11 protein-coding genes are annotated in these 12,586 nt (G+C 51.9%); all 11 read right to left on the bottom strand.

The window, feature by feature from the left end:
* Positions 1–86: 86 nt before the first annotated feature.
* Positions 87–1,625, bottom strand: a complete 1,539-nt coding sequence (gene rny, locus DCCM_RS04130; protein WP_104371189.1) for a ribonuclease Y — start codon at positions 1,623–1,625, stop codon at positions 87–89.
* Positions 1,626–1,935: 310 nt separating this feature from the next.
* Positions 1,936–2,460 carry a regulatory protein RecX gene (locus DCCM_RS04125; protein ID WP_104371188.1) on the bottom strand — a complete coding sequence of 175 codons (525 nt, stop codon included), beginning with the start codon at positions 2,458–2,460 and terminating at the stop codon, positions 1,936–1,938.
* A gap of 44 nt (positions 2,461–2,504) precedes the next feature.
* Complete coding sequence (gene recA / locus DCCM_RS04120) at positions 2,505–3,530, bottom strand: recombinase RecA (RefSeq protein ID WP_104371260.1); 1,026 nt, start codon at positions 3,528–3,530, stop codon at positions 2,505–2,507.
* A 292-nt stretch (positions 3,531–3,822) separates the two neighbouring features.
* Positions 3,823–5,418 (bottom strand): DEAD/DEAH box helicase, encoded by a 1,596-nt coding sequence (locus DCCM_RS04115; protein WP_104371187.1) that lies wholly within the window; start codon positions 5,416–5,418, stop codon positions 3,823–3,825.
* A gap of 30 nt (positions 5,419–5,448) precedes the next feature.
* Positions 5,449–5,991 (bottom strand): CinA family protein, encoded by a 543-nt coding sequence (locus tag DCCM_RS04110; protein WP_104371186.1) that lies wholly within the window; start codon positions 5,989–5,991, stop codon positions 5,449–5,451.
* A 290-nt stretch (positions 5,992–6,281) separates the two neighbouring features.
* Positions 6,282–7,760, bottom strand: a complete 1,479-nt coding sequence (locus DCCM_RS04105; protein WP_104371185.1) for an AAA family ATPase — start codon at positions 7,758–7,760, stop codon at positions 6,282–6,284.
* Between the two features lie 7 nt (positions 7,761–7,767).
* On the bottom strand, positions 7,768–8,316 hold the full coding sequence (locus DCCM_RS04100) for a hypothetical protein (RefSeq protein ID WP_104371184.1): 549 nt from the start codon (positions 8,314–8,316) through the stop codon (positions 7,768–7,770).
* Positions 8,317–9,187: 871 nt separating this feature from the next.
* Entirely contained in the window at positions 9,188–9,781 is a 594-nt protein-coding gene (gene pgsA, locus DCCM_RS04095) for a CDP-diacylglycerol--glycerol-3-phosphate 3-phosphatidyltransferase (protein WP_104371183.1), read from the bottom strand.
* Positions 9,782–11,113, bottom strand: a complete 1,332-nt coding sequence (gene rimO, locus DCCM_RS04090) for a 30S ribosomal protein S12 methylthiotransferase RimO (RefSeq protein WP_104371182.1) — start codon at positions 11,111–11,113, stop codon at positions 9,782–9,784.
* A gap of 19 nt (positions 11,114–11,132) precedes the next feature.
* The gene (locus DCCM_RS04085) at positions 11,133–11,630 is read right to left on the bottom strand and encodes a YajQ family cyclic di-GMP-binding protein (protein WP_104371181.1); all 498 of its coding nucleotides are present in this window, start codon (positions 11,628–11,630) and stop codon (positions 11,133–11,135) included.
* A 460-nt stretch (positions 11,631–12,090) separates the two neighbouring features.
* On the bottom strand, positions 12,091–12,375 hold the full coding sequence (locus DCCM_RS04075; protein ID WP_128739082.1) for a hypothetical protein: 285 nt from the start codon (positions 12,373–12,375) through the stop codon (positions 12,091–12,093).
* Positions 12,376–12,586: the final 211 nt, after the last annotated feature.

The following is a 12,586-nucleotide window of genomic DNA, read 5'->3' as shown; positions in this document are numbered from 1 at the left end:
GGTGTGTCCCCTGACCTCTGTACAGCCGGTACGCTCCGCGCTGGACGGCTCATGCTTGTTTTTGAACGGCCTCTGTTCGTGTTTTTTTATTTGGCGTAGTCGACCACCCGGGTTTCCCTTATGATGGTTACCTTGATCTGTCCCGGATAGTCCAGTTCGCTTTCAATTTTTTTAGCAATCTCCCTTACCAGCCTGACGGCGCCCAGGTCGTCAATCTTGTCGGGCTTGACCATTATCCTTATTTCCCGTCCCGCCTGGATGGCGTAAGATTTTTCCACCCCGTCGAAGGCGCTGGCAATCTCCTCCAGCTTTTGCAGCCGCTTGATATAGTTCTCCAGGGTCTCCCGGCGGGCTCCCGGCCGGGCGGCGGATATGGCGTCCGCAGCCTGGACCAGCACTGCAACGATGGTTTTGGGGTCCTCGTCGCCGTGGTGAGCCGCGATGGCATGCAAAACATCTTGATTTTCCCTGTATTTTTTAGCCAGGTCCACGCCGATGGTCACGTGGGGGCCTTCCACCTCGTGGTCCACCGCTTTGCCTATATCGTGCAGCAAACCGGCCCGTTTGGCCAGATGAACGTCGGCTCCCAGCTCCGCAGCCATAAGTCCGGCCAGGTGGGATACCTCAATGGAGTGTTTCAGAACGTTTTGGCCATAGCTCGTCCTGTATTTCAGCCTGCCAAGAAGAGTTATCAGTTCCGGGTGCAGTCCGTGCATGCCTGTTTCAAAGGTGGCCTGCTCGCCGGCCTCCCTTATCTGCACCTCCAGTTCCTTCTGGGCTTTTTCCACCATTTCTTCGATCCGGGCCGGGTGAATGCGCCCGTCCACAATGAGTTTTTCCAGGGCCATCCGGGCCACTTCCCGGCGGATGGGGTCAAATCCGGAAAGTATTACCGCCTCGGGGGTGTCGTCAATAATAAGGTCTATTCCGGTAAGGGTCTCAAAGGCTCTGATGTTCCTGCCCTCGCGTCCGATGATCCGGCCCTTCATCTCGTCGCTGGGAAGGGGGATAACCGCCACGGTGGTCTCCGCCACGTGGTCCGCCGCACAACGCTGAATAGCCAGTGAAATTATATCCCTGGCCTTCTTCTCGCCTTCTTCCTTGGCCTTTTCCTCAATATCCTTGATAAGCTTGGCAGCCTCGTGCTGGATTTCTTTCTCCACATCCGCCAGCAATATTTGCCTGGCCTCGTCGGAGGTAAGCCCGGAAATCCTCTCCAGTTCAGCCATTTGCTTGCCGTAAATCTCGTTCAGGTTGGCCTTGACTTGTTCGATCTCCATATCCTTTTTGTTTAAGGCCTCTTCCTTCTTCTCAATGGCGTCCGTTTTGCGGTCAAGCACCTCTTCCTTTTGAACCAGCCGCCGTTCCAGCCGCTGCAATTCGCCGCGGCGCTCCTTGTTTTCCCTTTCCATTTCGTTGCGCAGTTTTAATACTTCTTCCTTGGCTTCCAGTAACGCTTCCCGCTTTTTGGCCTCGGCCGCTTTTTGGGCTTCGTCGACTATCTTGCCGGCCTGAGTTTCAGCGGAAGCAATTTTTGCCTCAGCAATGGATTTTCTCACCAGATATCCTGCAATAAAGGAAATCAGCACTGCTGCGATAATAATTGCTATAACATTGCCCTGCATGAAAAAAAATTCACCTCCTGCCTTCCATACTGAATGATTTTGTTAGTCTTAATTGCAATAAAAAATACCGAGTCTTTAACTCGGCAGAAAATGAATCGGTACTACATTTTTTTGTCCGGCAGTGGGCGGGAGAAATTCAAAACCCAATAAGAGTTTGCCTCCAGCAAGCAAGACATAGCTTTCTCCGAATATTTCGAATAAAAGCGCGGGATATTAAATTTAGTATATATAAAACCCGCAAGAGTTGTAGCCCAATTCTATTTTCTCCCAAAAGTAATTGTACATTTTTTTCGGAGAACTGTCAAGAACATTAAGGAACCGCGGGTTCTTCCAACTGCCGGCATACCCGGGAAATGATGTCTCCGTCAAAACCCCGGCGCCATAAATACGATGATATCCTGGCCATGCTGAAGCCTTCCCCCAGGACTGCCTTCTTCCTGCCGGCCAGTGCCAGGGCCATACGGTATTCTTCTTCAGGGTCCAGTAACGCCAACTGCGCTTCCACTATATCACGGTCAATTCCCCTGCTTCTTAATTCCCGGGCCATCAGCGCCCTGCCGGCGGGTTTTCCGCTCAGGCGGCGCCTTATGTAACTGCCGGCATAAGAAACATCATCTATCAGACCATATTCACATAGAAAATCAATGACCTTGTCCACCATGACCGCGTCCAGGCCCCTGCCCCGCAGCTTCTCCGCCAGTTCGTGCCCGCTGTGGGCCCGCCTGGAAAGAATACCGAAGGCCAGGGACTTGGCCCGGTTAAAATCATCTTCTTTAGTCACCTCAAAACACACCAGCCCGATCAATTTTCCGGTTGCGGGGTTATTGCCTTTCACAGCCAGCCTCCCCGCCCCTTTGCCGCGAACCCACCCTTTAACGCTTACTGCTCCGCCGCAACCCCGGCAGCCTCGGGGGCCCTTGACGGAAGGCCGTATTTATCCCTGATTCTTTGCTCTATCTCATCCAGCAAATCAGAATGCTCCTTGAAATACTCCTTCACGTTTTCCCGGCCCTGCCCCAGCCTGTCGTCCCCATAGGCGTACCATGCGCCGCTCTTGTTCACTATGTTCGCCTCCACGGCCATATCCAGTATGGTGCCCTCCCGGGAAACCCCGGCGCCGTACATAATATCAAAATCCGCCTGTTTGAAGGGCGGGGCCACCTTGTTCTTCACCACTTTTACCCTGGTTCTGTTGCCGACCACTTCGCTTCCCTGCTTTAGCGCCTCTACCCTGCGCACCTCCAGCCTGAGGGAAGCGTAGAATTTCAGCGCCCTGCCGCCGGGGGTTGTCTCCGGATTGCCGAACATAACCCCCACCTTCTCCCTTAACTGGTTGATGAATACATTCACCGTGCGGGATTTGCTGGTAATACCGGTCAGCTTGCGGAGAGCCTGGGACATCAGCCTGGCCTGAAGCCCCACGTGGGCGTCACCCATTTCGCCGTCTATTTCCGCCTTGGGAACCAGGGCCGCCACACTGTCTATCACCACCACGTCAACGGCACCGCTGCGCACCAGCACCTCGCATATTTCCAGAGCCTGCTCCCCGGTATCCGGCTGGGACACCAGCAGATTGTCAATATCCACCCCGATATTCCGGGCATAGGTGGCGTCAAGGGCGTGCTCCGCATCAATAAACGCGGCTGTGCCTCCCATTTTCTGGGCCTCGGCAATTATGTGCAGGGCCACCGTGGTTTTACCCGAGGACTCCGGGCCGAATATTTCTATAACCCTTCCCCGGGGGACCCCCCCCAGCCCCAGGGCTATATCCAGGGATAATACCCCGGTGGGAATAACGTCAATGTTAAGTTTGGCCGGGGAGTCCCCCAGTTTCATCACGGCTCCCTTGCCAAACTGTCTCTCGATCTGGGTCAGGGCGGCCTCCAACGCTTTCTGTCTTTCCATGGACAATAAAAAAACCCCCTTTTCGGAAATGGGCAAACAAAAATTATCCGGTGCGAGAATCGAAAATACACTATCCACAGACAGCAACGCCTGGTCACAGATGTTGCCAGCACATCTTTATTTTACCATGGCGTACATATGTTTGTCCAGCCATAATTGCCAAAAACAAAAACCTGCCGGCCGCCATTCCCCGCCTTGTCCCGGCTGCTAAAACAAAGAGCCGGGCCCTTACCCTGCTCGCAGGCATGGGGACCACGGCCCTTCCAAACTCCTTGTTAAATTAACCCGGCCATCAGCCGCCAACCCTGCTGCGGGCCGGCTCCACGCTTATCCGGCGTCCTTTCACGGTGCTGTGGTGTAAATAATTTATAACGCAGCTGGCCCATTCTTCATTAACTTCCACGAAGGCAAACTTTTCAAATATGTTTATGTCCCCCACAAGGTTGGGCGGAATGCCGGTTTCATCCGATATGATCCTTACCAATTCCGCGGGCCGGATATTGTCCTTCCTGCCCATGGTCACGAACAGACGCACCATTCCGGGCTTGGCCCCGGTGTTGCCAAAGCCTGCGGTTTCCCCGACATTCTCCTCGCCCACGGGGCCAAAGGACATCTTCAGCGCCGCGGCGGCTATGTCCACCGGGTCATAGTCATCCAGCAACGGGTCCACAATTCCCCGGTAATATCCCAGCTTTCCATCCTCGATTATATGCCTTAACTTCTCCACCAGCCCTTCCTTCTGCCGCTCGGTCACATCCGCCAGGCTGGGCAACTTCTCCCGCCGGATGCGTGTTTTGGTAAGATTTTCGATTAAACGCAATTGCCTGTAATCCCTGGGCGAGACAAGGGTAATGGCCATTCCGGACTTACCCGCCCTGCCGGTGCGGCCTATGCGGTGAATGTAAAACTCCACGTCCTGTGGTATATCGTAATTGATCACATGAGATACATTCTCTATATCCAGCCCCCGGGCCGCCACGTCGGTGGCCGCCAGTATCTCCACCTGGCCCCCCTTAAACTGTCTCATAACCTGGTTTCTCTGGTACTGGCTCATGTCGCCGTGCAATCCGGCCACGGGCAGTCCCCTGGCCTGCAGGCCCGCCACCAGTTCATCCACACCGCGCTTGGTGCGGCAGAAAATTATGGCCCTGTTCAGTTCCACAACGTCCAGCAGTCTGGCCAGGGAATCCAGCTTCTCCCTCTCCCTGGTCTCATAGTATACCTGATCGATCTGGGGAACTGTAAGATTATTCCTGCTAACAGTGATAAATTCGGGGTCCCGCAGGTAACGCTGGGCCAGGGACAGCACCTCCCGGGGCATGGTAGCCGAAAAGAGCAGTGTCTGGCGCTCCTGGGGAGTGGCTTTTATTATGGATTCCACGTCGTCGATAAACCCCATGTCCAGCATTTCGTCCGCCTCGTCCAGCACCACCATGTTAACGGTGGAAAGATTCATTGTTTTCCTGTTGAGGTGGTCCAGTAAACGGCCCGGGGTACCTATGACCACATGCACCCCCTGGCGCAGGGATCTTATCTGCCTGTCGATGGACTGCCCGCCGTATATGGGCAGGGTACGTATCCTGCGGTGTCTGCCTATGCGGGAAATCTCCTCGGCCACCTGAATGGCCAGTTCCCTGGTGGGCGTGACCACCAGGGACTGCACCCCGGCCCGGGTGTTCACCTTCTCCACGATGGGTATGCCGAAGGCCGCGGTTTTACCTGTCCCTGTCTGGGCCTGGCCGATAACGTCCTTGCCTTCCATCAGCAGGGGTATCGCCTGGGCCTGGATGGGAGTGGGTTCTTCAAACCCCATATCCGTGAGGGCCTGGCCTACACGCCGGCCCACTTTTAATTCTCCAAAATCAATAAACTCTCTGAAAGCTGTCATGCAACAACTGCCTTTCTACGTAATATAAAATTATTTTCTGGTTAAATACTCATGTAGCATTTCCAGGGCTTCCCGTACTGTTTCCGTGCGTATTTGGCTTCTGTCGCCGCTTAGCCGCAATTCCCGGTCCATGGTGAACTCCGGGGTGGACAGTCCCAGGTATACCAATCCCACCGGCTTCTCAGGGGAGCCTCCTTCCGGACCCGCGATTCCGGTTACGGAAAGCCCGATATCCGCCCCCAGCAGATTTCTGGCGCCAAGAGCCATAGCCCTGGCCACCTGGGGGCTTACCGCCCCGTATATTTTCAAATCCCCGGCGTCAACCCCAAGCACCTTTTCCTTAACCTCGTTGTGATAAGCCACCACGCCTCCCCTGAAGTAAGCGGAGCTGCCGGGAATATCCGTAATCCGGCCGGAAACCAATCCCCCGGTGCATGACTCGGCCAGGGCCAGGGTCAGCCCCCTTTCCTTCAGCAAGGCGCCAATTACAGCGGCACCGTAATAATCGCTATGCAGCGCTCCCATCATCATCACCTGCCAGACGGATGTTACGTAAGTGAAAATTTGCGGCATTCATTAAGACTCAAAGGTCATACCTCAATATGGTCCGGAAGGCGAAGCCGGACCGCGCGGACCGTACCGGCGGCACTGCCGGGCAAAAGTTTTACGAGCGGCCTCCCGGATGGATGATTGTGGACCAACTGTTATTAATTCTCCACGTTGTTTAATTCACCTGCAAATTATATTTAAAAGGCCGCAAAAATCAACCCGGATGTGATGTACCACGACGTACCCCCACCAGCGGAATGACTTTACGGCCTTTTTATATTATTGACGGAAGGAAGGCAAATTATTCCTGCCCATCAGGCAGCCCCGGTCCTCAATATTTCCCTCAGCCTGTCGCCGTTGATTTTTTCCTGTTCCAGCAGTATTTCAACAATTCCGGAAAGGACGTTTTTGACCCTGGACAGATAATTCCCGACCCGCTCCTCCTGGCCCCTGAGTATGCCGGTGACTGCCCGGTAACGAATAGCCTGGGGAAGTGTTTCCGGATCCACCACGCCCAGTTCCGACATGCCGGCCCTGATAATCTGGTCCGCCACGCCGTTGGCCTGCTGGTAATCATTTGCGGCGCCGGTGCTGCGGCTTCCCAGTACAAGCTCCTCCGCCAGGGCGCCGGCAAGCATCACGGCAATCTGGTTTTCCAGGTAATCCCTGGTATACAGATAGGTGTCGTCCTCCGGGGTTTGCCGCATATAGCCCAGGGCCTGTCCCCGGGGAGTGACTGTCAGGGCTGAAACGGAGCCGGGCCTGACATACTCGCTCATCAGGGCGTGGCCGGCCTCGTGCACCGCCACCCTTTCCAATTCCAGGGTGGATGGGCGCCGGTCCAGCTTCTCGCCCATCATAACTTTGTCCACAGCCTCGTGAAAATGCCTCTGGCTTATTTCCGTGAGGCCCTCCCGCATGGCCAGGATGGCTGCCTCATTGGCAAGACTTTCCAGGTGCGCGCCACTGAAGCCGAAGGTTTCCCGGGCAATGGAGTTGATGGATACATCCGCCGCCAGGGGTTTGTTGCGGGTATGAAGTTTGATAATTTCCACCCGTCCCTCCCTGTCCGGCAGTTCCACCTTCACCTGGCGGTCAAAACGGCCCGGCCTTAACAGCGCCGGGTCCAGCATGTCCACCCGGTTGGTGGCGGCCACCACCAGCACCCTTACCTTGTCGTCCGCCCTCAGTCCGTCCATCTCCACCAGAAGCTGGTTTAAGGTCTGGTCATACTCCAGGTGACTGGTGGTCTGCCCCCTTTTACCACCCAGTATTTCCACTTCGTCGATAAAAATCAGGGCATTGTTCTTCCCTATCTTTTGGGCCGTTTCCCGGGCCGTTTGAAACATTTTCCGCACCCGTTGGGCTCCGACCCCCGCGTACATCTCTATAAATTCGCTTCCGGAAGTGGCTACAAAGGCAGCATCGGTATAACCGGCGGCAGCCTTGGCCAGTAGCGTTTTCCCGGTTCCGGGGGGGCCCGTGAGCAGTATCCCCTTGAGCGGCCGGATACCAAGGGCTCTCATTTTACCGAAGTTTTTTATGAAATCCAGTGCCTCCTGAAGCTCCTTAATGGCGGTAGCCTGACCTCCTATATCGGAAAAGGATATATTCTGGAAAATGGTAGCGCCGCCCTGGTTAAAATTTTTTGCAACCAGCCCCCGGGTGCGGGCGATAAAGTATAATCCGGCCCCGGCTGCCCCCAGTAAAATAAGAGGCATGATGTCGTACCCGGACATCCCCATAAAAATAACCGCGGCCAGGCCAAACCCAAGGCCTATTTCTTTTATCATCCGCTCCCTACCCCCTTTCCGGTAGACCGGGATATTGATTCTCCGGGCTGTTAACCGGTATTATTTCGTAAAGGTAATAGTCTCCGTGTTTTATCTGCAGATATACTGCTTCCCGGTCCATAAACACACTGGCCTGGGCTCCTGAAGCAGCAGCCTGGCGGGAAACATACTGCTCCATTTCCCTGTAATTGCCTCTGGCCATGGCCTCATAAACGGCAAACTGGCTATGATAGAAAATATCTTCCAGCTGCTTGTCACGGTTGTCCAAAAGTTCAATTTTATATTCTTTTTCACCCAGCACTTCTTTTAACGAGTTATCCAGTTCATGATAGGTCTTTCCCAGATTATCCACGTTTTTTAATTTTATCCGCACCGTAACCGGTTGATCTTTATCGCTCAATTTATAACTTTCAACAGCCTTATTACTGCTAAGAATTTTATCCAACGGCTCGTCATAATTGTATTTCTCGTAAAGCCAATGACCGCCGGCAAAAACCAGCAGCCCCAAAATCACAGAAATAATCACTATATGAACACGGAATCCGTTCCACTGCATGTTAACCTTCCTCTCACTTTAAGGTAAGGGGACACACCTCTCTTTAACAGCCTGACTTTGAGGCGAGGAATGTCCCCAACGCATGTAAGGGGACACACCTCTCTTTAACAGCCTGACTTTGGGGCGAGGAATGTCCCCAACGCATGTAAGGGGACACACCTCTTTTCAACAGCCTAGCTTTGAGGCGAGGAATGTCCCCCGACGGATGTAAGGGGACAACCTATTTGTGCTGGTTATAATCCTTACTGTTTAACCATATTCGGGAAGAAATGTCCCTAAATAATGTTAGATAAAATTTTAACCCATGCTTAGGGGCTAACAATGCATAATTATAGCACGAAACCGGCTGTTTTTGGTCAGGAAATCAATGTAATCACTTCCACATCACACTAACGCACCTGCTAAAACACACATAGTGAAGCTTAATCGTAACAAACAAATATCCTTCTAAAACCCGGCAGCTATTCACAATACCGCCGGGATAGTGGGCAAAGACCTGGAAAGATTCACTTATCTTGATTCTCTATAAAATATACTTCTAATCTCCGGTCCCATCCTCGCCGGATGCCGGGGGCAGGTTTTTATCACAGAGGATTAAGGTAAGGGGACACACCTCTTTTTATAGCCTAGCTTTTGGGATGAGGAATGTCCCCAACGTATGTAAGGGGACACACCTCTTTTTACAGCCTGGCTTTTGGATGAGGAATGTCCCCAACGTATGTAAGGGAACACACCTCTTTTTACAACCCGGCTTTTAGGATGAGGGTGTTCTCACAACTTATGCAGGGGAGTACTCCTCTATTAACAGGCTAACTTTGGGGCTGGGAGTGTCCCCAACTTATGAAAAAAGCCACCTTTACCAAAGGCAGCCCTAATATCCTCCCCTTTTTATCACCGACCAGCTTCGGTTAAAATAATCAACCCCCGACCATATTGTAAATATAACTGCAACCCAGGTGGCAAGCTGGCCCAACATTATCCACGAAGTTTTTATTTCCGGCGGAGCAACCGGCGCCCCCGTGGAAAGAAGGGCTATAAGCAGGGGCAAATCTTTCAGAAACAGCGCGGAGATGGCCACAATCTGCGTAACTGTTTTAATTTTCCCCAGTTTCCCCGCGGCAATTATCTCACCCTCGGAAGCCGCCAATGCCCTCAGACCGGTTACGGCAAACTCCCTGCCGATTATCACCACCGCTACCCAGGCAGGTAGCCGGTGCAGTTCCACCAGGGCAATAAGAGCGGCTGATACCAGCAATTTATCCGCCAGGGGATCCATAAGTTTGCCCAATGTGGTAATAAGTCTTCTTTTCCGGGCTATATATCCATCCAGCCCGTCGGTGCTGGCCGCCAGTATAAATACCCCGGCGGCTATATAATCACCATAGCCGACCCTCAAAGATATAACCGCCAGAATAACCGGTATAAGAAATATTCTGACCAGGGTCAACCTGTTGGGCAAATTCATTTAGCTCAACTCTCCCCTCAGGTCGTATTCATAAGCCTTGTTAACCCGGACCTTTACCAGGTCGCCCGGCCTTGGGGCTGACTTTACCGCGGTAAAAAGCACCAAGCCGTCTATATCCGGCGCATCCATTTCACTTCTTCCCCTGTATAAATTCGACCTTCCCGAGGGTTCCTCCTCCACCAAAACATTTATTACCTTACCCACCAGGGCGGAGTTCTGCTCCAGGGAAATTTCCTGTTGCAGCTTCATGGCCCGGTGATAGCGCTCTTCTTTCACCCGGGCGGGAACCTGGCCTGACATGTCTCCGGCCGGGGTACCCTCTTCCCGGGAGTATTTGAACACTCCGGCCCGTTCAAAACGGACCTCCTTCATAAAGCTGATTAATTCCTCAAAATCCTCCCCGGTCTCACCGGGAAAACCCACCATGAAGGTGGAACGCAGGGCGATACCCGGCATTGCCCTGCGCAGTTCCGCAATCAATTCTTTTATTTCCTCCGGGCTTCCCCGCCTGTTCATCAGTTTCAGCATCCGGGGGCTGGCATGCTGCAGGGGCATGTCCACGTAACGGCATATGTTTCTATTGTCGGCCATGACCTTTATCAATTCCCCGGTAAATCCTGTGGGATAGCAGTACATAAGGCGTATCCAGGGAACGCCCAGGACGGCCAACTCCCTTACCAGGCCGGCCAGCTTCCTCCGGCCGTATATATCCATACCATAGGCAGTGGTGTCCTGGGCCACCAGCACTATTTCCCTAACCCCTTGCTCCAGAAGGCTTTCAGCTTCCGAAATTACCGCTTCCAGCGGACGGCTCCTGTAATCCCCGCGTATATTGGGGATGGCGCAGTAAGAACAGCGGTTGCTGCAGCCGTCGGCAATTTTCAGGTAGGCGGAATAAGGCGGCGTGGTCAGTATTCTGGGCATGTCCGGGGTATGCGCGTATGCAGGGGAAGCCACCCGGCAGAATCGCTCCCCCTGCAGCGCCAGTTCCACCAAACCGGCGATATCCGGCACAGCCCCGGTACCCAATATTCCATCCACCTCGGGCATTTCGTCCAGTAAAATTTTTCCGTAGCGCTGGGAAAGACAGCCCGCCACCAGCAGGGCTTTCAGCCCCGAGGTTTCTTTTAAACGCGCCGTTTCAAATATTGTATTGATAGCTTCTTCCTTGGCCGGGGTGATGAAACCGCAGGTATTAACGATGATCACGTCGGCGTTGTCCTGCGCCCCGGTAATTTCGTAGCCCGCCCTGTTTAACAACCCCAGCATTATTTCCGTATCCACCAGGTTTTTCGAACACCCGAGACTAATTATTCCAACCTTCGAGGCCATAACAGCCGCCCTCTCAAAATTAATAAGTTCTCATATTTACAAACTGCAATGGTATCTCCCAGTCCCGGTCTTTAATTATTTTAATAATTGCCTGCAGGTCATCCCTGTTCTTGCCGCTGACCCGGACCTGATCCTCCTGAATGGAGGCCTGAACTTTAAGCTTGCTTTCCTTAACCAGCTTTATTATGCTCTTGGCAAGCTCCTTATCCAGCCCCTGCACCAGCTCAACCCTTTGCTTGACGGTATCGCCGGCGGCTTTCTCGATTTTACCGTAGCGCAGGGATTTCAGGTTTATTCCCCGCTTCACCATTTTGGCCTCCATAATCTCCACCACGTTCTTCAGTTTAAAGTCACTGTCCGAGTATATCATAAGCTCCTTGCCGTCATAATCAATGCGGCTTTTGCTGCCTTTGAAATCAAACCTGTTGGTGAGTTCCCTCTGGGACTGGTTTACCGCGTTGCTTACCTCCTGCAGGTCTACTTTGGAAACTATGTCGAAAGTGTTCTCTTTTGCCAAATTAATCACCCCTGTTACCTGTTTATAAAATATAGCAAAATGCTAAAATCAAAACAACCTAAAAGCCAACCGCCCCACAGGCGCCCCGATGACGGGCTCCCCGGCCTCCCGACCGGAATGTCGGAAAATAAATAGTGAATATGGGATAAAAAGAGCAATCAGGTACATTATGCATTATCTGCAATCCATATGTCCAGTTTTTTTCCCGAAGGTTAGGAACATTCCTTGCTGAAAAATGATAAAATTCACAGGATTTTAAACAACCCGGCCCGGAATTGTCAAAGGAAAAGGATTTTGACAACCTAAAAGGTGTTCCCCCTTCCTTAAACACACAAAACCCGCGGTAAATTGATCCGCAGGTTTATTTTACAAATTATTACACCCACTCCCCACCTGGATAAACATGTGGTAAAGCGGCAACACCAGAGAATGTATATTTTATTTTTAAAGTGGAGAACATTTAGTACATTTGATCAGCCAGCAGGTATTTTAATATACCCTTTCTGAACTGCGGATCCTCCTTGGCTTTAATATTGTCCATGGATTTTGTATGCATGGTTAAATCAATAATAGAAGGTTTATATACCCTGTTTTTCTTCCTCACGTACCTGTTTTTCGCCTTCTCATTGGTTGCATACTTTTTACATATATCACTGCAGTATAATTTGTTAGGGTTGGTAAGATCAAATATAGATCCACAGACCTGGCATTTCCTTTGTTTCATACGCCCTCTTTCCTTCTCCAAAAATTTATACTGCCCACTTTTAGGGTATTAAGAACAACATGCTGCTAGCCACAAAATGACATTAATATTATTTTTTCTACATTTATGTTACTATATTAATTTTAAATATTCACATGCCATTCTTCCTAAAAAATAGGGACTATAGTTCTAATTTCAAATAATTGTAATACTCCGGGAGTTTGGACAAGGAATCCGAATAAGGGCAAAATTA

The sequence above is a fragment of the Desulfocucumis palustris genome, assembly GCF_002933875.1.
Classification (GTDB): domain Bacteria; phylum Bacillota; class Desulfotomaculia; order Desulfotomaculales; family Desulfocucumaceae; genus Desulfocucumis; species Desulfocucumis palustris.
The sequence above is the reverse complement of the archived record's forward strand: the minus strand, read 5'-3'. Positions and strand labels throughout refer to the sequence as shown.